Below are 23,719 nucleotides of genomic sequence, written 5' to 3'. Positions count from 1 at the left end.
AATCGATGCGTGAAATGTCGCTCAGCGCTTACGAATTGTCACGCTGATAGATCCAGTCGTGGTCCGGATGATTCTGGAAGCGCCACTTGCGCAAAGGGCCGGCCATGACGTTGAGGTAGTACATCTCATAGCCATAAGGCACGCCGCAGGGGTGATGCCCCTTGGGCACCAGGACCACGTCGCCGTCGCTGACCGCCATGGTCTCGTCAAGCGAACCGTCCTCGGTGAACACCCGCTGGAAACCGAAGCCCTGCGCCGGGTTGAGGCGGTGATAGTAGGTTTCCTCAAGATAGGTCATATCGGGAAACACGTCCTCGTCGTGGCGGTGCGGCGGATAGGACGACCAGTTGCCCGACGGCGTGAACACTTCCGTCACCAGCAGCGCGTCGGCCACGTCGCGGTCCTCCATGGCGATCGGATGGATGTAGCGGGTGTTCGCCCCCTTGCCGCGCTCGACCAGCGAAATGCCGGACGGGCCGATCACCTGCGCCTCCCGGCCGGGCATGGCCGGCGCCGTGCAGACGGCAAGCGTGCAGTCGGTGGTCGCCGTCGCCGACCAGCCGGAGTCGGCCGGCACATAGACGCAATGCGGTGGGGTGCGCTCGAAGACACTCATCCGGTCGCCCAGTTCGCCGAAATCCTTGCCCGCACCCGAGATCTCGGCCTTGCCTTCGACCAGGACGAGAATGACCTCGGTCTCGCCGGTCGGTTCCGTGGCCGTCTCCCCGGCCTTCAGCCGATAGAGACCGAAGCCGACATAGCCCCAGCCGGCATCGGCCGGCGTGATGTCATGCACCTTGCCAAAGGGGGCCTTCGGCTTGCGCAGCAGGTCGCTCATCCCTCATCTCCCTTGTCGTCTCTGGTCGCAGCCTCGTCTGTCGGAGGCTTTTCATCCGGCGCCGTCTTCGGCACTACGAACAGCGCGTATCCCGCATAGGCCGCCGCGGCGAAGAAGACGATGGCCCAGCCCGGCTCACCATTCCAATGCTCCACGAGCCCCCAGACCGCAGGGGCGACAACGGTCAGGACACGGCGCCAGAGCGGGGCGAAGAACGGATGCTGCGGGTCGAGAAATTTCACGCTGTCTCCTTGTCCAGCCCGGCCTGCCTGGCCATGGCCTTCAACGATTTCAAACCAAGGCTCTGGTATTCGAAGGGATTGCGGACATCCGGGTCCTGCTCGGCTTCGATGACCAGCCAGCCTTGGTAACCATTCTCGGCGGCGATCCGCAAGACCGGCGGGAAATCGACCCCGCCTTCCGCGTCGCCCGGCACGGTGAACACGCCGCGGCGCACGCCTTCGAGGAACGAGAGATTTTCGTCGCGCACCTGCCGGGCGATGACCGGGCGGATGTTCTTCGCATGGATGTGGCCGACGCGGTGCATGTGGTTCTTCGCCACCCGCTCGGGATTGCCGCCGCCGAACAGGCAATGGCCGGTGTCGAGCAAGAGCTTCGCGTGCGGCCCGGTGTTCTCCATCAGCCTGTCGATCTCTTCCTCGCTCTCGACGATCGTCCCCATATGGTGATGGTAGACGAGCGTGATGTCCTGCGCGGTGGCATGTTCGGCCAGCGCCTCTACGCCGGCGCCGAACTTGGCCCAGTCGGCATCGGAGAGCTTCGGACGGTCGTTGACGGCCACCGCGTCATTGCCGTGGATCGCGTTCGAGGTTTCGCAGACGATGATGACCTTCGAGCCCATGGCCTTCAGCAGGTCGAGCGCCGGCTGCATCGCCGCCTTTTCTTCCTCGATCGTGTGGGTGAGCAGGTTCAGCGAATGCCAGCCGGACACGTAGCGCAGGCCGCGCGGCTCGAGCACGGCCTTGAGGCTGGCCGGATCCTGCGGGAACTTGTGACCCTTCTCGATGCCGTCGAAACCGATTTTCGCCGTTTCATCGAGGCACTGCTCGAGGCTGATATGGGCGCCGAGCGAGCGATCGTCGTCGTTCGACCAGGCAATCGGATTGGTACCGTAGAGGATCATGCTTAGCGTCTTTCCTTGAGAGCCGCCTCGTAGCGGACACGGGCTTGATTGACTTCGGCGCGGGGCGAGACTTGCGGAACGGCGACGTCCCAGAAATGCCCGCCGGCCTCCGGCGTCGGATAGGGGTCGGTATCGATGACGATGACCGTGGTGACGGTCGCGTCGCGTGCGGCGGCGAGCGCCTCTTCCAGCTCGGCGATCGAGGAGACCTTGCGGGCGCTAGCCCCCATGGAGGCGGCGTGGGCGGCAAAGTCGATCGCCATCGGATGGACATTGGTATGAGCGTAGAGATTGTTGAACTCGGCCCCGCCGGTGCCCATCTGCAGCCGGTTGATGCAGCCGTAGCCGCGGTTGTCGGTGATGACGAGGGTGATCTTGAGACCCATGGCGACGGACGTCGCAAGCTCCGAATTCATCATCATGTAGGAGCCGTCGCCCACCATGACGATGACGTCGCGGTCGGGTTCGGCCATCTTGATGCCGAGGCCGCCGGCAATCTCATAACCCATGCAGGAGAAGCCGTATTCCATGTGATAAGACAGCGGTAGCTTGGCCTTCCACAGCTGGTGCAACTCGCCCGGCATAGTGCCGGCCGCGCACATGACGACCGTGTTGTCGCGCGACTGACGTTGTACGGCGCCGATCACCTGCATGTCGGTCGGCAACTGATTGCCATCCTTCGGCGGCGCGGTCACGGCATCGGCCTTGGCGAACCAGCCGGCCTTGATCGCGGCATCCGGCGGCGTGAAGCGATGATCGCCGAGCGCGGCCGACAGTCTTTCAAGGCCGATCTTCGCGTCTGACGTCAAGGGGATGGCGTCATGCTTGGCGCTGTCATAGGTCTGGACGTTGAGCGCCAGGATGCGACGGTCCGGGTTCTTGAACAGACCCCAGGAGCCGGTGGTGAAATCCTGGAATCGCGTACCGATTCCGAACACCAGGTCGGCCTTTTCGGCGATGATGTTGGCGCATTCGGCGCCGGTCACGCCGACCGGGCCGAAATTGTGGTCGTGGTCCCAGGCGAGCACCGACTTGCCGGCCTGCGTTTCGACGACCGGGATGCCGTGTTTCTCGACGAAGGCTTTGAGCGTGTCCGTGGCGCCGGAAAAATGCACGCCGCCGCCAGCGACGATGACCGGGCTCTTCGCCGCCTTCAAAGCAGCAACCGCCGCCTCGAATTCCTGCGCGTCGGGCTCCGGCCGGCGCTGCCGCCAGACTTTCGGCTCGAAGAAGCTCTCGGGATAATCGTAGGCCTCGGCTTGCACGTCCTGGCAAAAGGACAGCGTCACCGGACCGCAATCGGCCGGGTCCGTCATGGTGCGCATGGCGCGCGGCAGCGCCGTCAGCAACTGTTCGGGCCGCATGATGCGGTCGAAATAGCGGGAAACCGGCTTGAAGCAGTCGTTGACCGTCATCGTGCCGTCGCCAAAATCCTCCAGCTGCTGCAATACCGGATCGGGCCCGCGATTGGCAAAGACGTCGCCCGGGATAAAGAGCACCGGCAGGCGGTTGACATGGGCCAGCGCCGCCGCCGTCACCATGTTGGCGGCACCCGGACCGATCGACGAGGTCACGGCCATGGCGCGACGCCGGCGCAGCTGCTTGGAATAGGCGATCGCCGCATGGGCCATCGACTGTTCGTTCTGGCCGCGCAGCGTCTGTAGCCGATCACGCACGCAATAGAGCGCCTCGCCGATGCCCGCCACGTTGCCATGACCGAAAATCGCCCAGACACCGGCGATATAGGGAACACCGTCCTCGTTCAGCTGGTTGGCGAGGTAGCGCATCATCGCCTGCGCCGCCGTCAGTCTCACCGTTTTCATGCCTTCTCTCCCAGTGCGCCTGGTCCTTGCCGGGCCTTGTCCCAGACGGAACAGAGGCTGCGGTAGCGCTGCGCCATTTCCTCCACGGCCTGCCCGTCGCTGATCGCGCCGGACAGCCACTTGCGTGCCGCCTCGCCGAAGATCGTCCGGCCAACGGCAAAACCCTTCACCAGCGCGAAGCGGGCGGCAAGCGCGAAGCTCTCCTCGAGCTCGGCCTGCGGCGCGTCGAGCCCGAGCACGACGATGCCGCGGGTATAGGGATCGTGGCGCTCGACGGCGGCGCAGGCATTGGCCCAGGAGGCTTCGGTGCGCATCGGCTCCAGCTTCCACCAGTCGGGATAGACGCCGATCTCGTAGAAGCGGTCGATGATCCGGGCAACCGTGTCGTCATCGGTCAGGCCGACCTTGGAAGGAATGACCTCCAGCAGCATTTCCAGCCGGTTGCGGCGGGCGGCGGCAAAGAGGCGCAGCACCGTCGCCTCCTGCTCGGCGCGCAGCTCGGCCGTATCGTCGGGGTGATAGAAACAGAGAACCTTGACCACATCTTCGAGCGGCCACTCGACTAGTCCGCCCAAATCCGGGCCGATCTCCGGCTCGAGCGTCAACGGCCGCGAGCCCGGCCATTCCACTGGTCGACCGATCCACAGGCCCGAACCGCTCGCCGCATAGAGCGCGTCGCGGCCGAGCCGGCTGTCGCAGAGGATGCCGTAACCGGAGGCACCGCCAGCGACATCAAGCGCCGCCTTCAGGCAGAGCGTCTTGAAGGCGCCGATCCGTTCGCGCGGGACGCCGGCCTCGTCTGCCATGGCCTCCAGCTGCAAGCGGTGGTCGAAGGCAAACACCCGCATCTTAGACCAGTCGCCCTTGCGATTGGTCGACCAGTGCACCTGCTCCAGCGCCTCGTCCTTGCGCAGCGCCTTGTTGCGGATGCCGGTCCTGAAGAAATATTGCAGCTCTTCCCAGCTCGGATAGGCCGGCGTGCAGCCGTGGCGCGAGACGGCGAAGGCACCGCAGGCATTGGCGAATTTGAGGCTGGTCGACCAGTCCTCGCCAGTCAGCCAACCCTTCATGAGGCCGGACATGAAGCCGTCGCCGGCACCCAGCACGTTGAACACCTCGATCGGAAAGCCCTCGCCCGCCTGGCCTTCGTCGAGGCTGTCGGGGATAGCCCCCTCGAACACCACCGCACCCATCGCGCCACGCTTGCAGACGAGCGCGGCATCGGAGACGCGGCGCACCGCTTTCAGCGCCTCGACCGTGTCGGTCGTCCCGCCGGCGATATGGAATTCCTCCTCCGTGCCGACGATCAAATCAAACAGATGAAGCGTCGCCTGCAGCTTGGCGGTGACCGCCTCGGATTCGATGTAGCGGCTTTCTCCGGCGCCATGGCCGGCGAGCCCCCAGAGATTGGGGCGGTAGTCGATGTCGAGCGCGGTCCTGGCGCCGCCATCGCGGGCAATCTTCAAAGCCTTCAGCACCGCGGCCTCGGTACGCGGATGAGACAGATGGGTGCCGGTCGCCAGCACGCAGCGCGCCGAGCCGATGAAGTCGGGATCGACATCATCTTCGCACAGCGCCATGTCGGCGCAGTTCTCGCGGTAGAAGATCAGCGGAAACTGGTGTTCGTCGCGGATACCGAGGAGAACGAGCGCGGTCAGCCGCTCCGGGTCCGTCTTCACCCCGCGCACGTCGACGCCCTCGCGCACCAGCTGCTCGCGGATGAAGCGCCCCATGTGCTCGTCGCCCACACGGGTGAGAACGGCGGACTTCAGCCCGAGCCGGGCCGTGCCGGCCGCGATATTGGTGGGCGACCCACCGATATACTTGTTGAAGGAGGCCATGTCCTCGAGCCGGCCGCCGACCTGTGCGCCATAAAGGTCGACCGACGAGCGTCCGATCGTGATCAGATCGAGTTGTGCCAAACGAACCTCCCTTCGGGCGGCAGGTCGCTGGCCTCGCCGTCCATTCCTTCAGGCGGCCGCGGAACCGCAGCCTGCTCTCCTCTTGGAATGGACTTTAAATTCCATTTTTAGAATTTTCAATACAAATATTCAGGATTCCTGCTGCGCCGTTCCAACCGCGACCGAGAGCGTGATGGCAAGACACAGCGTCGCCGACAGGGAACGGAAGGCGCCGAAATCAACCTCGGAGACAGACAGCGTGATCGCATCGAACCGGCGCAGGGGACTGACGATCGTATCGGTCACGGCGACGATCGGAATTCCTTTCTTCGCGACCTCCTCGACCAGTTCCATCGTCTCTGCCGAATAGGGAGAGAAGGTGATCGCCAGAAGCACATCGCCCGGTCGGATGGCGTGATGGCTCTCCAGCTTGCCGACGGCGCTGTGCAACATGGCCGGAACATTCATCTTTTCCAGCGCATAGGCCATGTAGCTGGCGACCGGGAAGGAGCGGCGCAAGCCGATGATGTGGATCATCCCGGCGCCTGCAAGCACCTCGACCGCCCGTTCCAGCATTTCCGGCTCGACCGACTTCAACAGCCCCTCGAGCGAGGTGCGGCCGGCCTCGACGAATTCGGCGAGCAATGCGGTCGGGCTGCCCTCGCCTATGTCGCGAATATGCTGCAGGCGCGTGGAATAATCCGGCCAGCCGCCGACGAAGGAATCACGAAACAGCTTCTGCATTTCGGAAAAGCCCGAAAAGCCGAGGATCTGGCAGAAGCGCATGAAGGCCGACGGCTGGACACCGGCGCCTTCGGCCATTTCCGCGACGGTCGAGACCGCGATCCGATCCTTGTTGGCGGCGACGTAATCGGCACACTGGCGCAGCCGCTTCGGCAGGCTTTCCGACACTTCCAGCAGCCTTTCCTCGAAGGCCTTGATGCTGGCCGGTCCGCCGATTTCCGTCATGACTGTCCTTTCCGCAATGCCGCTTGACACAAACGATATCGCAATCTAGCAAAATAGAATGTATATTCCAAATGGAGATTTGGCTCCATTCGACGGCCTGCGCCACTGTACCGCCACCGGTGGCCCGGAGCGAGAACGAGGGCACGCGCGAACGGTGTTTAGGGCGCTTGAGGCCGGTTGGGCAAGGCGACCAAGGGAGGAGAAGACCATGGTAACGGAACTGGCCCTTTTGGGCGCCGGACGGATTGGCAAGGTACATGCGCGTGCCATCGCCGAGGACAAGCGGGCGAAACTGGCCGCGGTCGCGGACGCCTTTCCCGAGGCGGCCAGGGCGATCGCCGAGGCTTCCGGCGCGGCGGTGAAGACGATCGACGAGATCGAGGCCGACAAGGATATCGACGCCGTCATCATCTGCACCCCAACCAACACGCATGCGGACCTGATCGAGCGTTTCGCCAAAGCCGGCAAGGCGATCTTCTGCGAAAAGCCGATCGACCTGGACGTTAACCGCGCCCGCGCCTGCCTGGAAACGGTCCGCAAGGTCGGCGGCAAGGTCATGCTCGGCTTCAACCGCCGCTTCGACCCGCATTTCCAGGCCGTGCGCCGGGAAATCGACAAGGGCACGATTGGCAAGGTCGAGATGGTGACGATCACCAGCCGCGATCCGGGTGCCCCGCCGGCAGACTATATCAAGGTGTCCGGCGGCATCTTCCGCGACATGACGATCCACGACTTCGACATGGCCCGCTATCTGCTCGGCGAGGAAATCGACACGGTGATGGCCTCGGCTTCGGTTCTGGTCGATCCCAAGATCGGCGAACTCGGCGACTACGACTCGGCGAGCCTGATCCTGACGACCAAGAGTGGCCGCCAGGCGATGATCTCCAACTCGCGCCGCGCCTCCTATGGCTACGACCAGCGGATCGAGGTGCATGGTTCGCTGGGCGCCGTGTCCGCGGAGAACCAACGGCCGGTGTCGATCGAGATCGCCACCAAGGACGGCTATACCCGCCCGCCGCTGCACGATTTCTTCATGACCCGCTACACCGCGGCCTATGCCGCCGAAATCTCGGCCTTCATCGACAGCCTGGAAAAGGGCACGCCGCTTTCGCCTTCGGCCGAGGACGGCCTGATCGCGCTGGCGCTGGCCGATGCTGCGTTGAAATCAGTGGAACAGAAAGCGGCCGTCAAGGTCGCCTACTGAGCCTTCGCGCCATCCTTCGAGGCTTCGCCTCCCCCTCATCCGGCGCTGCGCGCCACCTTCTCCCCGACGGGGAGAAGGTGTTCCGGCCGCCTACACCGCAAGTTCCCGCCGCTCGCGCTCGGTTATCAGGGCAAGGTCGAGGATCTTCTGCAGGTTGGCTGCGTGACGGAAGCTGGGTTCCTCCGTGTGGCCTTCTCGGATCGCCGCAATGAATTTCTGATAGTTCGTTTCGACCGGGTCGACCTCGATCTCCCGCCAAACCGCCGTCTCCACATCCTCCCTGAGACAGGCGCGCAGCTTCGAGGCATCTGGGCGGTGGATGACCTCGAGCGCGCCCTTGTCGCCATATACCCGAAGCCTGAGTTCGTTCAGATGGCCGGTCGCCCAGCGGCTGGCATGAATGACACCCATGGCACCGTTGGTGAATTCGGCGGTCATGGTGAAACTGTCATTGGCGTCGAGATCATATTCGCCGATCCGGTTGCCTGGCGCCTTGTCGAAGGTCTTGAGGCGAGCAAAGACATGGTCGATCTCGATTGCCGCGCCGAAGCCGACAAAGTCGAGGATGTGGATGCCGACATCGCCGAGCACGCCGTTCGAGCCGTGTTTGGTCGACAGACGCCAGAGCCACTGGCTTTCGCTCGTCCAGTCGCCCCAGGCCTTGGAGACCAGCCAGCTCTGCAGGTAGGACGCCTCGATATGGCGGACCCGGCCGATCTCCCCATCGATCACCATCTGCCGCGCCTTCTGCACCTGCGCCACATTGCGGTAGGTGAGATTGACCATATTGACCAGGCCCGAGGCTTCCGCCGCCGTCGCCATTTCGTCCGCCTTCGCATAGGTCTCGGCGAGCGGCTTCTCGCACATCACATGCTTCCCGGCGGCCAGCAGGGGAAGCGTCGTCGGATGATGGATGCGGTCCGGGGTTACATTGGTCACGGCATCGAATTCGCCCCAGACGATCGCCTCGTCAAGCGACGTAAAGGTGTTCGGAATGTCGTGGCGCGCGGCGAACGCGCGCACTTTGGCGATATCGACATCGACCGCCGCGACCAGTTGCACATCGGGAAGCGTGGCAAAATTCATCGCATGGGTGTTGGCCATGCCGCCCGTGCCAAGGACGAGAAGACGGATCGGCATCATCACTTGTAACCCTCTTCGCCGGCCTGGTGCAGCTTCGGCCCGCGCTCGGTGATCGGCTCGAGCGCCTGACCGACGGGAACGTTCGGGGCATCATGCACGCCGACATAGGCCGGACGCGGATTGTAGGCCCATTTCACCGCATTGTAGATGACCTTCTGCACGGTGGCGTCGTGATAGGTCGGATAGGTCTCGTGGCCCGGGCGGAAATAGAAGATGTTGCCCGCGCCACGTCGCCAGGTCAGCCCGGAGCGGAAAACCTCGCCGCCGGCAAACCAGGAGATGAATACCGTTTCCAGCGGCTCCGGCACGGAAAAGAACTCGCCATACATTTCCTCGTTTTCCAGAACAAAGTTTTCCGGGATGCCCTCGGCGATCGGATGCCCCGGATTGACCGTCCAAATCCGCTCCCGCTCGCCGGCTTCGCGCCATTTCAGCGCGCAGGGCGTACCCATCAGCCGCTTGAACGGCTTGGCGAAGTGGCCGGAATGGAGAACGATGAGCCCCATGCCTTCGAAGACGCGGCGTGCGACACGCTCGACAACCTCGTCGGCAACGGCGCCGTGGTCCTTGTGGCCCCACCACAGCAGCACGTCGGTCGCGGCCAGCCGCTCGACGCTCAGCCCGTGTTCCGGCTCCTGCAGTGTCGCGGTCGTCGCTGCAATGCCGTCTCCGGCGTTAAGCGCCGCCGCAATCGTGCAATGCATTCCGTCTGGATAGATTCCCCGAACCACGTCGCTGGTGTGCTCGTGGATGTTTTCACCCCAGACAACCGCCTTGATCTTCACGTCGATCTCCTCCTGCTGAGCCATGAGCGAAGATGCTCCTTACCGAAATGAAATCGGACTATAGCCGGTTCCGCAAGAAGCGCGTTGAGTGAGGATAAACCTTGCCGGCCGCCCTTGATGGAACCGGTCCTTGCCGCCATGCTGCCGCAAGGGCATGTTGCTGACCTGCGATTGAACGCTTCGCATCCGGAGCCCATCAGAAAGGCGACAGCAAGGCATGCCCGATTTCCCGTCAGCCACAGCACACTCCGTCGTCGTCATCGGCCATATCAATCACGACCGCATCTGGCGGCTGATGGCGCCGCTGCGCTCCGGCGCGCGGATCACCTGGTCGGATCGCCGTATCAGGCTGGGCGGCGGCGGCTACTATACGGCACGGCGGTTGATGGATCTCAAGCGTCCGGTCTGCCTGGTGTCCACGCTGTGCAGTGACGGTCACGGTCGGTGGGCTTTCGACATGCTGACCGCCAAGCACTACGACCTGTCGCATGTCTGCATATCCGACGGCGAAACCGATTGCGCCGATATCCTGCTCGAACCCAACGGCGAACGCACCATCCTGTCTGGCGTGAAGCGGATCAGCCGCAGCTTCTCTGTTCCGACAACGATCGAGGGTGAGGCTTTCTACGTCAACGGCACCCGCCTGTGCGACAACATCCTGCGCTCGTTGGAAGCCGCTCCGCTCGTGGTCTCGCAGTTCCCCTTGGGAACGCCCAGCCCTCGCCCGGCCGATATCATGGTCGGCTCGAGGGCCGACTTTCCCGGTCTGGGGCTGGAGGAAATCTGGCAGACGGCCATGCGGATCTGCGGCGACCGGCTGAAGCATCTCGCGCTGACCGATGGGCCGCATGAGACAACCCTGTATGATGGCAAGAACCGCCAGGACGTGGGCGTGAACCACGCCGTTTCGACGGGAGACACGATCGGTGCCGGCGACAGCTTCAGCGCCGCCCTGCTCCATGCCTTGATAAACGGCGAGAGCCTGGTGCAGGCGGCCCAATGGGCCGGGGAAGCAACGGCGAAATGGCTCGAAGCGCGCGATGCGGCGGAAAGACCCGATTGGGCCGACGAGCCCGAGGAACTGTCGAACTAAAGGCTTTGCAGGGCTGCCGCACTGCGACGGCGGCATCACAAACAATCACAAACAATTGAATCCACGGCAGAACTGCCGCGGAACTTTTGCCCCACTTGTGTGTTCGGTTGGCGCAATGGAGTATGCCATGAACGACACCCATCCGACCTGGACAGACCCGATCGAACTCATCCTGCAATCCGGCCTCGCCAGGACCTTTCGCGAACCCTACGATGCCCTCTATTTTTTGGAGCAAGAGTGGCCGACGCGCAGTGGTTTCGCCTATGAACGGGCCACGCGTTGGTGTCGCCTGGCGATAGAGACCGACGAGGCGGCGGACGTCGCGCGCAAGGCCTTCATCGCCGCAGCCCGCCAAGCAGGCATGCTCGCCGAAGAGTCCGGCAAGACCATTGCCTGAGTGAAATTCCCACCACGCTGACGAAAACGCCCTGCGGCACTTCCCCTCGCTACGACCTCGTACGGCGCCGTCCAAGGCAAAGGCAGGCGCTGGGGCTCCGGAGTTTGATCTCCACTCCATCAGATAAGAAAAACCACATTGTGCGGGCGCCTGCGAGATGCCAGTGTTTCTTTCGCACTGCGTCACGGACTATCATGCCAGAATGGAACCTACGTCAAGAAAAGGAGAATTTTCATGACCAATGCCTTGCTTGCCGTTAGGCGCAATTTCCTCCGCAGCGTGGTTCTCGGACTTGCCACCACCGTGGCCGTCTTTGTCTCCGGTCCGGCGCTGGCCGCCCAGAAGGACCTGACGCTCGGCATGACCATCGAGCCGACCGGCCTCGACCCGACGATTGCCGCACCCGTCGCCATCGGCCAGGTCACCTGGCAGAACGTCTTCGAGGGGCTGGTGACGATCGACCGCGACGGCAAGATCCAGCCGCAGCTGGCGAAAACCTGGGAGATTTCCGCAGACGGCCTCACCTATACCTTCCGGCTCGAGGAAGGCGTGAAGTTCCATGACGGCGAGGCCTTCGATTCCTCGGTCGCCAAGGCCTCTCTCGAGCGCGCCCGCGGGGCCGACAGCGTCAATCCGCAGAAGCGCTTCTTCGCCACCATCGACACGATCGAGACACCGGATGCGGCCACCCTGGTGCTCAAGCTGAAGGAGCCGGCCGGCAGCCTGCTCTACTGGCTCGGCTGGCCCTCATCGGTCATCGTCGGCACCAAGAGCGCGACTGAGGCTAAGACCACGCCGATCGGCACCGGCCCGTTCAAGTTCGTCAGTTGGGCCAAGGGTGACAAGGTGGAGCTTTCCGCCAATCCCGACTACTGGAACGAAGACGTCCAGGTGAAGCTGGACAAGGTCACCTTCCGCTTCATCGCCGATCCGCAGGCGCAGGCCGCGGCGCTGAAATCCGGCGATGTCGACGCCTTCCCGGAATTCGGCGCGCCGGAACTGGTGGAAAGCTTCAAGGATGACGCGAAGCTCACGACCGTGATCGGCAATACCGAACTCAAGGTCGTGGCCGGCATGAACAACGAGCGCAAGCCGTTTAACGACAAGCGCGTGCGCCAGGCGCTGATGATGGCGCTCGACCGCGCGGTGATCGTCGACGGTGCCTGGTCCGGTTACGGCACGGCGATCGGCAGCCATTACACGCCCAACGACCGCGGCTATGTCGACCTCACCGGCACCTACCCTTACGATCCGGAAAGGGCCAAGGCGCTTCTGGCCGAGGCCGGCTATCCGGACGGCTTTACCTTTACCATCAAGACCCCGCAGATGGCCTATGCGCCGCGTTCCGCCCAGGTGATGCAGGCGCTGTTTGCTGAAATCGGCGTGACGATGAACATCGAGCCGACCGAGTTCCCGGCCAAATGGGTCCAGGACGTGTTCAAGGGCCGCGACTTCGACATGACCATCGTCGCCCATGCCGAGCCGATGGACATCGACATCTATACGCGCGATCCCTATTATTTCGGCTACAAAAACCCCGCCTTTAACGACATCCTGAAGAAGGTAGAGGCGACGGCAGACACGAGCGAGCAGGACAGGCTCTATGGCGAGGCACAGAAGATCCTCGCCGAGGACGTGCCGGCGCTGTTCCTGTTCGTCATGCCCAAGCTCGGCATCTGGGACAAGAAGCTGAAGGGACTGTGGGAAAACGAACCGATTCCGTCCAACGTGCTGACCGAGGTCTATTGGGAGGAATAGGGACGGTAGCTAGACCGGGTTCCAGGATGGCTGTCTCCCCCTCTGGCCTGCCGGCCATCTCCCCCACGAGGGGGGAGAAGACCAGACGCAGAACTCACCGATCCAACGACCACCATCGCGCGGTGGTGGGGATCTACTCAAGCACGGAAACATCGGATTGCAGGCGGGACGCTGGCCTCGACTGCTCTCCCCCCTTCTGGGGGAGATGGCCGGCAGGCGAGAGGGGGTGTTCCGCCATGTCAGGGACCCACCCATGCTGACACTCATCGCCCGGCGGCTTGGCAGTCTCGTCCTGACGCTCGCCGCGGTCTCGGCCCTGATCTTCGTCATCATGGACGTCCTACCCGGCGATCCGGCGGCGATCATGCTCGGCACCTCGGCAAGCCCGGACACGCTGGCCGCCCTTCGTCGCGAACTCGGGCTCGATCAGCCCTTGCTGGTGCGCTATTTCCTCTGGCTCGGCGGACTGCTGACCGGGGATCTCGGCACGTCGTATACCTATGGCGTGCCAGTGGCCGGGCTAATCGCCGAGAGGCTGGCCGTCACTCTGCCCCTCGCCGGGATGGCGATCGTGATCTCGGTCGCGATCGCCATCCCGCTCGGCGTCGCCTCGGCGGCCAAACGCAATTCTAGCTTCGACTATCTTGCCGGCGTGCTCTCGCAACTGTTCATCGCCGTGCCCGGCTTCTGGGTGGCGATTCTTCTGATCCTTGCCTTCTCGATCTCGCTCGGCTGGATGCCGGCCGGCGGGTTTCCCGGCTGGGATGCCGGCCTTTTTGCAGGGCTGAAGGCCTTGCTCCTGCCAGCGGTCGCCCTTGCCCTGCCGCAGGCCGGCGTGCTGACGCGGGTGACGCGGTCCTCAGTGCTCGAAGTACTGCACGAGGATTTCGTCCGCACCGCCCGCGCCAAGGGCCTGCCGCGCCGCGTTGCACTCTGGCGCCACGCCGTTCCCAATGCATTGGTGCCGGTCATCACCATCCTCGGCCTGCAATTCACCTTCCTGATCGCCGGCGCGATCCTGATCGAGAACGTTTTCAACCTGCCCGGCCTCGGCCGCCTCGCCTATCAGGCGCTGACCCAGCGCGACGTGATCGTCATGCAGGACGTCGTGCTGTTCTTCGCCGGTCTCGTTATCGTCATGAATTTCCTGGTCGACCTCTCCTATCTGGTGCTCGACCCGCGACTGAGAGGACGAGGCCGATGAGCGCACCTGTCGAGAGCGCCAAGGCCAGGCTCACGGCCTACAGTCCGTGGCTGATCCTGCGCCGGCCCAATCTCGCGATAGGAGGCGCGATCATCCTGGCGCTCGTGGCGATCGCCCTGCTGTCGCTCGTCTGGACACCGCTGCCGCCGGCCAAGATGCAGATCATCCACAAGCTGAAGCCGCCCTTGGCCTATGGCCTGCTGGGTACCGACCAGTTCGGCCGCGACATCGCCTCCATGCTGATGGTCGGCGCGTGGAATTCGCTGTCGACGGCAGCCGCGGCCGTAGCAATCGGCGGTTCCCTCGGTACGGCGCTTGGCGTTCTCGCTGCCGCCCGCCGCGGCCTAACCGAAGCCTTCGTGATGCGGGCCAACGACGTGATCTTCGCCGTGCCGCCGATCCTCTCGGCCATGATGCTCGGCGCGCTGATGGGGTCGGGCCGTTTCACCGCGATCATCGCCATCGCCGTCTTCATGGTGCCCGTCTTTGCCCGCGTGACAGCCAGTGCCGCGCAGCAGGTCTGGTCGCGCGACTATGTGCTCGCCGCCCGCGGCGCCGGCAAGGGGTCATTCCTGATCACGGTCGAGCATGTGCTGCCAAACATCTCCAACCAGATCATCGTCCAGGCGACGATTCAGCTCGGCCTGGCGATCCTGACAGAAGCGGGCCTGAGCTTCCTCGGTCTCGGCATGCCGCCGCCGGCGCCGACCTGGGGCCGCATGCTGGCCGACGCCCAGACCTATCTCGCCCTGGCGCCATGGCTGGCAATCCTGCCCGGCGTTGCGATCGCGCTCACGGTCTTCGGTTTCAACATGCTGGGCGACGGGCTAAGGGACCTTCTTGACCCCCGTGACAAGGGGAGGATGTAACGATGCGGCAAGACGACACCCCTCTCCTCTCCGTTCGCGATCTTTCCGTCTCGATTCGTCTCGGCGACGGAAGCCGCATGCCGATCCTGACCGATGTCGCCTTCGACCTGGAAGCCGGGGAAACACTGGGGGTGGTCGGCGAAAGCGGGTCGGGCAAATCGCTGCTGGCGCTGGCGATCGTGGGGCTATTGCCGGGCGTTGCGAAAGCGAGCGGCACGATCGCACTTGTCGGCGAAAACCTGCTTCAAGCATCCGAAGAGCGTCTGTGCGAGATCCGCGGCAACCGTATCGGCATGATCTTCCAGGAGCCGATGACCGCGCTCAACCCGGCCATGACCGTCGGCGACCAGATCGCCGAAGGGCTGGTGTGGCATCGCGGCCTGTCCTGGCGCGACGCGCGGGCGCAAGCCGTGGACCTGCTCGACCAGGTGCGGATTCCGGACGCGAAACGCCGGGCGAAGACCTATCCGCACGAAATGTCCGGCGGCCAGCGCCAGCGGGTCGGCATCGCCATCGCACTGGCGCTGAAGCCTGCCCTGATGATCGCCGACGAACCGACGACCGCGCTCGACGTGACGGTACAGGCGGAAGTGCTCGACATTCTCGGCGACCTTGCCAGCGAATACGGCACGGCGCTGATGCTGGTCAGCCACGATCTCGGCGTCATCGCCCGCATGTGCCGACGCACGATCGTCATGTATGCGGGACGGCGGATGGAGGAAGGTGCGACGCAAGATGTCCTGACCCAGCCGCGCAATCCCTATACGCGTGGACTGATCGCCGCGGTACCGAAACGCATCGGCGACGGCGGCCGGCTTTCGACCATTCGCGGCACCGTTCCCGGCTTCAACCGGCTGCCGGCCGGCTGCGCCTTCTCCGACCGCTGTCGGGAGGTGATCGACGCCTGCCATGCGGGCGAACCCGGCTGGACGACCTTTGCCGGCGAGCGCGGCGTGCGCTGCATCCGGGCGATGGATTGGGAGGTGAAGCGGTGAACACGACACCCCTCCTCGATATCCGCACCCTCACCCGCGACTACGCCAGCCATTCGCTGTTCGGCGCCCAGCACCAGACCCGCGCGCTCGACGACGTCTCGCTCACCATCGACGCCGGCGAGATCTTCGGGGTGGTGGGCGAAAGCGGTTGCGGCAAGTCGACGCTCGCGCGGCTCGTCATGGCACTCGACAAGCCGACCTCCGGCCATGTCCTGTTCGACGGCGACGATCTTTTTTCCCTGCCACCCAAGGAACTGATGCGCAGGCGCGAGAACTTCCAGATGGTGTTCCAGGACCCGTTCGGCTCGCTCGATCCGCGCCAGAAGGTCGGCCGCATCGTCGCCGAACCGCTGCATGTGCTGGCGCGCAGGCCCGGACGAGCCGAGATCCAGGACCGTGTCGTCGATATGCTGGAAAGCGTTGGGCTGAAGGCCGAGCACGCCGAGCGCCATCCGCACGAGTTTTCCGGCGGCCAGCGCCAGCGCATCGCCATTGCCCGCGCGCTGGTTACAGAACCGAAGCTCGTGGTCGCCGATGAGGCGGTCTCGGCGCTGGATCTTTCGGTGCAGGCGCAGGTGCTCAACCTGCTGATGGACCTGCGCGAAAAGCGCGGCGTGACCTTCCTGTTCATCACTCACAACCTCGCCGTGGTCGACTGCATCGCCGACCGGGTCGGTGTTATGTATCGCGGGCGGCTGGTGGAGACGGGGCCGGCGCACGCGGTCTTCGAGCAACCGCTGCATCCCTATACGAAAGTGCTGGCCGATGCCGAGCCGAGCATCGAGCGGTTCGGCCGCCCGCCGTCTTCCGAACGCGTGCCGCCCCCTCCCCCGCTCGCCGAGACCGGCGGCTGCGCCTTCCGCAACCGCTGTCCGCTCGCCATCGCGCGCTGCGCCACGGAACGACCCGAGTTGCGGACGATCTTGCCGGCACGGCAGGCTGCCTGCCACAGGGCCGAGGAGATGGCGGCTCGACCGCCTTCCGCGGCCTGACCAGCGACGACCAAAGCGGTTCATTTTTGAGCGGAGACGGAATGTCGACATGACCGATCTACTGTATTTGACCATCAGGGATCTCCTCGCCAATTTCCGGGCGAAGACCCTCTCTCCTTACGAATATTGGCTGGCGGTGGAAGCGCGCATCGAAGCCTTCGAGCCGCACGTCGCCGCCCTCTATGCCTATGACCCGGAGAGCGCCCGCGCCCAAGCGAAGGGCTCGACGCAACGCTGGCTGCGCGATGCGCCGCGGGGCACGCTCGACGGCATTCCGGTGACGCTCAAGGAACTGATCGCCACCAGGGGCCAGCCCGTGCCGCTCGGCACGGCGGCGGTCGAACTGATCCCCGCCGAGACCGACGCGCCGGTCGCCGCCCGCTTGAAGGAAGATGGCGCGGTGATCTTCGCCAAGACCACCTGCCCCGACTACGGCATGCTGTCGTCCGGCCTATCGAGCTTCCATCCCTTGAGCCGCAATCCCTGGGATCTCCGCCAGAACCCCGGCGGATCGAGTGCGGGGGCAGCGGCGGCCGGCGCGGCAGGCTATGGCCCCTTGCACATCGGCACCGACATCGGCGGCTCGGTGCGCCTGCCGGCCGGCTGGACCGGGTTGTTCGGCTTTAAGCCGAGCCATGGCCGCATTCCGGTCGATCCCTACTATGTCGGCCGCTGCGCCGGGCCGATGACGCGCTGCGTCGACGATGCGGCGATCGCCATGGCGACGCTGTCGCGGCCTGACTGGCGCGACGGCACTAGCCTACCGCCGAACGACTTCGACTGGATGGATCACCAGATCGATGTGCGCGGCATGCGGATCGGCGTCATGCTCGATGCTGGCTGCGGCCTCGAGGCCGAGGCGGAAATCCGCGACGCAGTGCTGGCGGCGGCCAAACGCTTCGAGGACGCAGGCGCCGTCGTCTTCGAGGTGGAGCCGGTGATGACGCGGGGGATGTTGGACGGGCTAGACAAGTTCTGGCGCGCCAAGTTCTGGGGCGACATTCGCAACCTCCCCGACGAACGCCGCGCGAAGATCCTGCCCTATATCTACCAATGGGCGGAAAAGGGCGCCGACGTCACCGGCGTCGAGGCGGTGCAGGGGTTCGGCCAGACCATCGAAATGCGCAAGACCTGCGGCAGGCTGTTCACCACGGTCGATGCGGTGCTGACCCCGACCAACCCGATCGTCTCCTACCCGGCCGACTGGGCCTCGCCGACCAACGACCCGGAACAGCCGTTCGAGCACATCGCCTTCACCGTGCCGTGGAACATGTCGGAACAGCCGGCCGCCTCTATCAATTGCGGTTTCTCGAAGAGCGGCATGCCGATCGGCCTGCAGATCGTCGGCCCGCGTTTCGACGACATGCGAGTCCTCAAGTTATCGAAACTGTTCGAAACCTCGACCGGCGGCATAAAGAACTGGCCGCAACCGCCGCAGTGTTGAGAACACGCTCCGGCTGGTTCTTGCGACCGATCCAAATCGCTTCGGATTTCACGGCTCTGTCGCATCTGCGCTATTGCACCTGCGAAGAGGATACTGTTTCAATCGACGGATTAGAAGAGACGCGAAACCGATCGCCCGGTGCGGCGACTGGCGCACCAGCGGGAGATCAACACGATGAAACCACCAGGTCGAAATGGGATCATTGTCGCCCTCGTCCTCGCCGCGGCGGCGGGGGCCGGCTACTATTACTGGCAATCACTGCGGGCCTCCGAACTCGTCGACGGCATTGCCAGCGGCAATGGCCGGATCGAAGCGGTCGAGATCGACGTGGCGGCCAAGTCCGCCGGGCGCATTAGCGAGATCTTCGTCGGCGAAGGCGATTTCGTCAAAGCCGGACAGACATTGGCGCAGATGGATATCAAGCAGCTGGAATCGCAGTTGCGCCAGGCCAAGGCCGAAGCACGTCGGGCTGATATCGGCATAGAAACCGCGCAGGCGCTCGTCGAACAGCGCAATGCCGAAAAGAAAGCCGCGGAGGCCGCCGTCTCGCAGCGTCAGATCCTGCTCGCTTCGGCCGATCGCAAGCTGGTGCGCTCGACCCAGCTCGCCAGTTCCAGCACCATTTCGCAGCAGGTGCTCGAGGACGATCAGGCCGCCGCAGAGGGCGCGCGCGCAGCCCTTGCCGCGGCCGAGGCCCAGACGGCCGCAGCGGATGCCGCCATCAGCTATGCCAAGGCCCAGGTGGTGAACGCCGAGGCAGCCGCCGATGCGGCGAAGGCCGCGATCGAGAGCATCGAAACCGTCATCGCCGACAGCACGCTCACCGCACCGCGCGACGGCCGTATCCAGTTCCGCGTCGCGCAGCCCGGCGAGATCGTCGGCGCCGGCGGCAAGGTGATCAATCTCGTCGATGTCGGCGACGTCTACATGAGCTTCTTCCTCCCGACCGACCAGGCCGGACGGGTGGCGATCGGCGCCGAAGTGCGCCTGAAGCTCGACGCCGCACCGCAATACATCATTCCGGCGACCGTTTCCTTCGTCGCCAATGTCGCGCAGTTCACGCCGAAGACGGTGGAGACCCAGATCGAGCGCGAGAAGCTGATGTTTCGCGTCAAGGCCAAGATCTCGCCCGAACTGCTGCTAAAGCATATTGAAATGGTCAAGACCGGCCTGCCGGGCGTCGCTTATGTCCGCCTCGATCCGACGGCAAAATGGCCTGCCGGGCTTGAGGGCGACGTCGTCCAATGAGCATGCCCTCGAACCTCGAGGCTCACGATTTCGCCGGCCTTGTGGTCGGCCTGAAGAGCGTTTCGCTATCCTACGGCCACACGCGAGCGCTGAGCGACATCACGCTAGACCTGCCGAGCGGCCGGCTGATCGAACTCATGGGACCGGACGGGGTCGGCAAATCGAGCCTGCTGTCGCTGGTCGCCGGCGCCCGAGCGGTGCAAGCGGGCACGGTCCACGTACTGGGTGGCGACATGGCCGATTCCGGGCACAGGGCCCGGACCTGCCCGCGCATCGCCTATATGCCGCAGGGGCTCGGCAAGAACCTTTATCCGACGCTGTCGGTGTTCGAAAACGTCGACTTTTTCGCCAGACTGTTCGGCCATGGGCGCAAGGAACGCGAGCGGCGCATCGCGGACCTCCTGAAGAGCACTGGACTTGCCCCCTTCGCCGATCGACCGGCCGGCAAGCTGTCCGGCGGCATGAAGCAGAAGCTCGGCCTGTGCTGCGCACTGATCCACGATCCGGACCTGCTGATCCTCGACGAGCCGACGACCGGCGTCGATCCGCTGTCGCGCCGGCAGTTCTGGGAGCTGATCGACCGTATTCGCGAGGGTCGTCCTGGCATGACCGTGGTGGTCGCCACCGCCTATATGGAGGAGGCCGCGCGTTTCGACTGGCTGGTCGCCATGGACGAGGGGAAAGTGCTGGCGACGGGAACGCCGCAGGATCTGCTCGAACGCACCGGCGCGCCGAACCTCGACACGGCCTTCATCGCCCTGTTGCCGGAGGAGAAGCGCAAAGGGCATGGTGAACTCTCCATTCCGCCGCGCAATCCGGATCTCGACGGCGAAATCGCCATCGAGGCGAGCCACCTGTCGATGCGCTTCGGCGATTTCACCGCCGTCAACGACGTGAGCTTCCGTATCGACCGTGGCGAGATCTTCGGCTTCCTCGGCTCGAACGGCTGCGGCAAGACCACGACGATGAAGATGCTGACCGGTCTTTTGACCGCCAGCGAAGGCACGGCCGAGCTTTTCGGCCGCCCGGTCGACGGCTCAGATCTCGCCGTCCGGCGCCGCATCGGCTATATGAGCCAGGCTTTCTCGCTCTACGGCGAACTGACGGTGAGGCAGAACCTCGACCTGCATGCCCGCCTGTTTGACCTGCCGAAGGAGCGCATCGGCGCGCGTGTCGAGGAAATGGCGAAGCGCTTCGACCTCAACGACTTCATGGATGCCATGCCGGACGCTCTGCCGCTCGGCATCCGTCAGCGCCTGTCACTCGCCGTCGCCATGGTGCATGCGCCGGAAATCCTGATCCTCGACGAGCCGACCTCCGGCGTCGATCCCATTGCCCGCGACGACTTCTGGCAGGCTCTCGGCGAGCTTTCCCGCAAGGACGGCGTCACCATCTTCGTCTCTACCCATTTTATGAACGAGGCAGAGCGCTGCGACCGCATTTCGCTGATGCATGCCGGCACGGTGCTGGTCAGCGACACGCCGCAAGGGATCGTCGCGAAGCGCGGCGCGGCCTCTCTGGAGGAAGCCTTCATTGCCTATCTCGAGGATGCAATCGCCGGCAATGCCGAGTTTGCCAGCGAGGCTGCACCGGAGACGGTCGAGGCCACAACGCCGACGCCCGCAGCCGGAGCGGTGCCGCGACAGTCGCTGTCCCGCCGCTTCTTCGATCTCAGGCGCATGTTGAGCTATTCTCGTCGGGAAGCGCTCGAACTGCAGCGCGATCCGATCCGCGGCACGCTGGCGACCATCGGCAGCGTCATCCTGATGTTCGTGATCGGCTACGGCATCAATCTCGACATCGAGAAGCTCAGCTTCGCCGTGCTCGACTACGACCGGACCACGATCAGCGACGACTATGTCTCGCAACTCTCCGGTTCGCGCTATTTCGTCGAACACGCCCCGCTCAAGGACTATGACGACCTCGACAAGCGGATGCGCAGTGGCGAAATCAGCTTGGCGATCGAGATCCCGCCCAACTTCGGCCGGGACGCCCTGCGCGGCGACACGGTCGAGATCGGCGCCTGGATCGACGGCGCCATGCCGACCCGCGCGGAAACGGTGAGCGGTTACGTACAGGGCATGCACGCCCACTGGATCACGGAAAAGATCCGCGAAACCTATGGCGAGGAAGCGACGAAGGGCAACTATTCGCTCGAAACACGCTATCGCTACAATCCCGACGTCAAGAGCCTGGTGGCCATGGTGCCGGCCGTCATCCCGCTGCTTCTGCTGCTGATCCCGGCCATCCTCGGGGCGCTTAGCGTCGTACGCGAAAAGGAACTCGGCTCGATCATCAACTTCTACGTCACACCGACGACGCGGCTGGAATTCCTGATCGGCAAGCAGCTTCCCTATGTCGTGCTCGCCATGTTCAACTTCCTGCTTCTGACCGCCTTCGCGATCCTGATCTTCAAGGTGCCGTTCACCGGCAGCTTTGTGACCTTCGCAATCGCCGCCCTTTTCTACGTCATCTCGACGACGGCGCTCGGCATGCTGGTCTCGACCTTCGTCTCGAGCCAGATCGCCGCCCTGTTCGGCACAGCGCTTCTGACCCTCATTCCGGCCGTCCAATATGCCGGCATCATCGACCCGGTCTCGTCGCTCAAGGGTGCGGGCGCCTTTATCGGCAGCATCTATCCGACGACCCATTTCGTCACGATCGCGCGCGGCACGTTTTCAAAGGCACTCGGCTTTGCCGACCTGCAGCAACAGCTGATCTATCTGCTGATCGCCATCCCGATCCTCCTCGGGCTGACCGCCGTTCTCCTGAAAAAGCAGGCGAGGTAAGGCCATGCGCATCCGCCATATCGCCCAGCTCATCGTCAAGGAACTGCGCGGCCTCGTGCAGGACCGCATGCTGCTCTTCTTCATCCTCTATTCCTTCTCGCTGTCGATCTACACCGAGGCTCGGGCGCTGCCAGAGACGCTCAACATGGCGGCCATTGCCATTGTCGACGAAGACCTTTCGCAGCTGTCGCTGCGCATCCAGGATGCCTTCTACCCGCCCTTTTTCACCAAGCCGGAGATCATTACGGCAAACGAGATGGACAAGCGGATGGATGCCGGTCTCTCGACCTTCGCGCTCAACATCCCCGCCAACTTCCAGCAGGACGTTCTGGCCGGGCGCGTTCCGACCATCCAACTCAACGTCGACGCCACCCGCATGACCCAGGCCTTCAGCGGCTCCGGCTATATCCAGAGCATCGTCAACAGCGAGGTGAGCGAATTCGTCAACCGTTATCGCAGCACGGTCAGCCTGCCGGTCGACCTCACCCTGCGCGCCCGCTTCAATCCGCAGCTCAACAATGTGTGGTTCGGGGCGATCAACAACATCATCATGAACATCACCATGCTGTCGATCATCCTGACCGGCGCCGCCCTCATCCGCGAGCGCGAGCACGGCACGATCGAGCATCTTCTGGTCATGCCGGTGACCGCCTTCGAGATCATGGTCAGCAAGGTGCTCGCCATGAGCCTGGTGGTGCTGGTGGCATCCGCCTTTTCGCTGGTCGTCGTCGCCCACTGGATCCTCGAGGTCCCGCTGCAGGGTTCGCTTCCGCTGTTCATGGCTGGCACCGCGCTGCAGCTTTTTGCCACGACCTCGCTCGGCATCTTTCTGGCGACCGTTGCCGGCTCCATGCCGCAGTTCGGACTGCTGCTGATGCTGATCCTTCTGCCGCTGCAGGTACTGTCGGGCGGGCTCACGCCGCGCGAAAGCATGCCGGAAATCATCCAGCTGATCATGAACTTCGCACCCAACACGCATTTCATTTCGATGGCTCAGGCGATCCTGTTCCGGGGCGCCGGCATCGATGTCGTGTGGCCGGATTTCCTCTGGCTGATCGCGATCGGCACCGCGCTCTTCCTCTTCTCGCTCGGACGCTTCCGCGCCTTCCTGAGATAGATGCTG

General features: G+C 64.1%; 20 protein-coding genes. 12 read left to right on the top strand and 8 right to left on the bottom strand.

The window, feature by feature from the left end:
• Nucleotides 1-28: 28 nt before the first annotated feature.
• The 6 genes from iolB to ACWPVA_RS01070 all read right to left on the bottom strand — a co-directional run bounded on the left by iolB (nucleotide 29) and on the right by ACWPVA_RS01070 (nucleotide 6,675).
• Entirely contained in the window at nucleotides 29-838 is an 810-nt protein-coding gene (gene iolB / locus ACWPVA_RS01095) for a 5-deoxy-glucuronate isomerase (RefSeq protein ID WP_454285911.1), read from the bottom strand.
• A complete protein-coding gene (locus ACWPVA_RS01090; protein ID WP_454285910.1) occupies nucleotides 835-1,080 on the bottom strand; it encodes a hypothetical protein in 246 nt (81 codons plus the stop codon). Before ACWPVA_RS01090 ends, iolB begins: the two co-directional genes overlap by 4 nt.
• The gene (iolE, locus tag ACWPVA_RS01085; RefSeq protein WP_454285909.1) at nucleotides 1,077-1,982 is read right to left on the bottom strand and encodes a myo-inosose-2 dehydratase; all 906 of its coding nucleotides are present in this window, start codon (nucleotides 1,980-1,982) and stop codon (nucleotides 1,077-1,079) included. The genes ACWPVA_RS01090 and iolE overlap by 4 nt, the downstream gene beginning before the upstream one ends.
• A gap of 2 nt (nucleotides 1,983-1,984) precedes the next feature.
• A complete protein-coding gene (gene iolD, locus ACWPVA_RS01080) occupies nucleotides 1,985-3,805 on the bottom strand; it encodes a 3D-(3,5/4)-trihydroxycyclohexane-1,2-dione acylhydrolase (decyclizing) (RefSeq protein WP_454285908.1) in 1,821 nt (606 codons plus the stop codon).
• Nucleotides 3,802-5,727, bottom strand: coding sequence for a bifunctional 5-dehydro-2-deoxygluconokinase/5-dehydro-2-deoxyphosphogluconate aldolase (locus ACWPVA_RS01075; protein WP_454285907.1), 1,926 nt, complete (start codon nucleotides 5,725-5,727; stop codon nucleotides 3,802-3,804). Before ACWPVA_RS01075 ends, iolD begins: the two co-directional genes overlap by 4 nt.
• A 129-nt stretch (nucleotides 5,728-5,856) precedes the next feature.
• Nucleotides 5,857-6,675: a MurR/RpiR family transcriptional regulator gene (locus ACWPVA_RS01070; RefSeq protein ID WP_454285906.1), complete on the bottom strand. Its 819-nt coding sequence runs from the start codon at nucleotides 6,673-6,675 to the stop codon at nucleotides 5,857-5,859.
• Between the two features lie 208 nt (nucleotides 6,676-6,883).
• Here ACWPVA_RS01070 and iolG point away from each other — a divergent pair, with 208 nt between their 5' ends.
• Complete coding sequence (gene iolG, locus ACWPVA_RS01065) at nucleotides 6,884-7,879, top strand: inositol 2-dehydrogenase (RefSeq protein WP_454285905.1); 996 nt, start codon at nucleotides 6,884-6,886, stop codon at nucleotides 7,877-7,879.
• A gap of 90 nt (nucleotides 7,880-7,969) precedes the next feature.
• Here iolG and ACWPVA_RS01060 read toward each other — a convergent pair whose 3' ends face one another.
• Together ACWPVA_RS01060 and ACWPVA_RS01055 are read right to left on the bottom strand one after the other, a co-directional pair.
• Nucleotides 7,970-9,022 carry a Gfo/Idh/MocA family protein gene (locus ACWPVA_RS01060; protein WP_454285904.1) on the bottom strand — a complete coding sequence of 351 codons (1,053 nt, stop codon included), beginning with the start codon at nucleotides 9,020-9,022 and terminating at the stop codon, nucleotides 7,970-7,972.
• A complete protein-coding gene (locus ACWPVA_RS01055; RefSeq protein ID WP_454289497.1) occupies nucleotides 9,022-9,807 on the bottom strand; it encodes a ThuA domain-containing protein in 786 nt (261 codons plus the stop codon). The genes ACWPVA_RS01060 and ACWPVA_RS01055 overlap by 1 nt, the downstream gene beginning before the upstream one ends.
• Before the next feature lie 217 nt (nucleotides 9,808-10,024).
• Here ACWPVA_RS01055 and ACWPVA_RS01050 point away from each other — a divergent pair, with 217 nt between their 5' ends.
• The 11 genes from ACWPVA_RS01050 to ACWPVA_RS01000 all read left to right on the top strand — a co-directional run bounded on the left by ACWPVA_RS01050 (nucleotide 10,025) and on the right by ACWPVA_RS01000 (nucleotide 23,713).
• On the top strand, nucleotides 10,025-10,900 hold the full coding sequence (locus tag ACWPVA_RS01050; protein ID WP_454285903.1) for a PfkB family carbohydrate kinase: 876 nt from the start codon (nucleotides 10,025-10,027) through the stop codon (nucleotides 10,898-10,900).
• A 127-nt stretch (nucleotides 10,901-11,027) separates the two neighbouring features.
• A complete protein-coding gene (locus ACWPVA_RS01045; RefSeq protein WP_454285902.1) occupies nucleotides 11,028-11,297 on the top strand; it encodes a DUF982 domain-containing protein in 270 nt (89 codons plus the stop codon).
• Between the two features lie 234 nt (nucleotides 11,298-11,531).
• The gene (locus ACWPVA_RS01040) at nucleotides 11,532-13,055 is read left to right on the top strand and encodes an ABC transporter substrate-binding protein (protein ID WP_454285901.1); all 1,524 of its coding nucleotides are present in this window, start codon (nucleotides 11,532-11,534) and stop codon (nucleotides 13,053-13,055) included.
• 253 nt (nucleotides 13,056-13,308) lie between these two features.
• On the top strand, nucleotides 13,309-14,259 hold the full coding sequence (locus tag ACWPVA_RS01035) for an ABC transporter permease (protein WP_454285900.1): 951 nt from the start codon (nucleotides 13,309-13,311) through the stop codon (nucleotides 14,257-14,259).
• Nucleotides 14,256-15,128, top strand: a complete 873-nt coding sequence (locus tag ACWPVA_RS01030; RefSeq protein WP_454285899.1) for an ABC transporter permease — start codon at nucleotides 14,256-14,258, stop codon at nucleotides 15,126-15,128. Before ACWPVA_RS01035 ends, ACWPVA_RS01030 begins: the two co-directional genes overlap by 4 nt.
• A 2-nt stretch (nucleotides 15,129-15,130) precedes the next feature.
• Entirely contained in the window at nucleotides 15,131-16,123 is a 993-nt protein-coding gene (locus ACWPVA_RS01025; RefSeq protein WP_454285898.1) for an ABC transporter ATP-binding protein, read from the top strand.
• Complete coding sequence (locus tag ACWPVA_RS01020; RefSeq protein WP_454285897.1) at nucleotides 16,120-17,115, top strand: ABC transporter ATP-binding protein; 996 nt, start codon at nucleotides 16,120-16,122, stop codon at nucleotides 17,113-17,115. Before ACWPVA_RS01025 ends, ACWPVA_RS01020 begins: the two co-directional genes overlap by 4 nt.
• 49 nt (nucleotides 17,116-17,164) lie before the next feature.
• The gene (locus ACWPVA_RS01015; protein ID WP_454285896.1) at nucleotides 17,165-18,559 is read left to right on the top strand and encodes an amidase; all 1,395 of its coding nucleotides are present in this window, start codon (nucleotides 17,165-17,167) and stop codon (nucleotides 18,557-18,559) included.
• 174 nt (nucleotides 18,560-18,733) lie between these two features.
• On the top strand, nucleotides 18,734-19,807 hold the full coding sequence (locus ACWPVA_RS01010) for an HlyD family secretion protein (RefSeq protein ID WP_454285895.1): 1,074 nt from the start codon (nucleotides 18,734-18,736) through the stop codon (nucleotides 19,805-19,807).
• Complete coding sequence (rbbA, locus tag ACWPVA_RS01005; protein ID WP_454285894.1) at nucleotides 19,804-22,596, top strand: ribosome-associated ATPase/putative transporter RbbA; 2,793 nt, start codon at nucleotides 19,804-19,806, stop codon at nucleotides 22,594-22,596. The genes ACWPVA_RS01010 and rbbA overlap by 4 nt, the downstream gene beginning before the upstream one ends.
• A gap of 4 nt (nucleotides 22,597-22,600) precedes the next feature.
• The gene (locus tag ACWPVA_RS01000; protein WP_454285893.1) at nucleotides 22,601-23,713 is read left to right on the top strand and encodes an ABC transporter permease; all 1,113 of its coding nucleotides are present in this window, start codon (nucleotides 22,601-22,603) and stop codon (nucleotides 23,711-23,713) included.
• The last annotated feature ends 6 nt before the right edge of the window (nucleotides 23,714-23,719 follow it).

The sequence above is a fragment of the Rhizobium arsenicireducens genome (genome assembly GCF_964021225.1).
The sequence above is the reverse complement of the archived record's forward strand: the minus strand, read 5'-3'. Positions and strand labels throughout refer to the sequence as shown.

Excerpts from the sequence above, each read along its gene's own strand:
- iolB (WP_454285911.1), bottom strand. The coding sequence starts at position 838 with ATGAGCGACCTGCTGCGCAAGCCGAAGGCCCCCTTTGGCAAGGTGCAT.
- iolE (WP_454285909.1), bottom strand. The coding sequence starts at position 1,982 with ATGATCCTCTACGGTACCAATCCGATTGCCTGGTCGAACGACGACGAT.
- iolD (WP_454285908.1), bottom strand. The coding sequence starts at position 3,805 with ATGAAAACGGTGAGACTGACGGCGGCGCAGGCGATGATGCGCTACCTC.
- ACWPVA_RS01070 (WP_454285906.1), bottom strand. The coding sequence starts at position 6,675 with ATGACGGAAATCGGCGGACCGGCCAGCATCAAGGCCTTCGAGGAAAGG.
- iolG (WP_454285905.1), top strand. The coding sequence starts at position 6,884 with ATGGTAACGGAACTGGCCCTTTTGGGCGCCGGACGGATTGGCAAGGTA.
- ACWPVA_RS01060 (WP_454285904.1), bottom strand. The coding sequence starts at position 9,022 with ATGATGCCGATCCGTCTTCTCGTCCTTGGCACGGGCGGCATGGCCAAC.
- ACWPVA_RS01050 (WP_454285903.1), top strand. The coding sequence starts at position 10,025 with ATGCCCGATTTCCCGTCAGCCACAGCACACTCCGTCGTCGTCATCGGC.
- ACWPVA_RS01045 (WP_454285902.1), top strand. The coding sequence starts at position 11,028 with ATGAACGACACCCATCCGACCTGGACAGACCCGATCGAACTCATCCTG.
- ACWPVA_RS01040 (WP_454285901.1), top strand. The coding sequence starts at position 11,532 with ATGACCAATGCCTTGCTTGCCGTTAGGCGCAATTTCCTCCGCAGCGTG.
- ACWPVA_RS01035 (WP_454285900.1), top strand. The coding sequence starts at position 13,309 with ATGCTGACACTCATCGCCCGGCGGCTTGGCAGTCTCGTCCTGACGCTC.
- ACWPVA_RS01030 (WP_454285899.1), top strand. The coding sequence starts at position 14,256 with ATGAGCGCACCTGTCGAGAGCGCCAAGGCCAGGCTCACGGCCTACAGT.
- ACWPVA_RS01025 (WP_454285898.1), top strand. The coding sequence starts at position 15,131 with ATGCGGCAAGACGACACCCCTCTCCTCTCCGTTCGCGATCTTTCCGTC.
- ACWPVA_RS01015 (WP_454285896.1), top strand. The coding sequence starts at position 17,165 with ATGACCGATCTACTGTATTTGACCATCAGGGATCTCCTCGCCAATTTC.
- ACWPVA_RS01010 (WP_454285895.1), top strand. The coding sequence starts at position 18,734 with ATGAAACCACCAGGTCGAAATGGGATCATTGTCGCCCTCGTCCTCGCC.
- rbbA (WP_454285894.1), top strand. The coding sequence starts at position 19,804 with ATGAGCATGCCCTCGAACCTCGAGGCTCACGATTTCGCCGGCCTTGTG.
- ACWPVA_RS01000 (WP_454285893.1), top strand. The coding sequence starts at position 22,601 with ATGCGCATCCGCCATATCGCCCAGCTCATCGTCAAGGAACTGCGCGGC.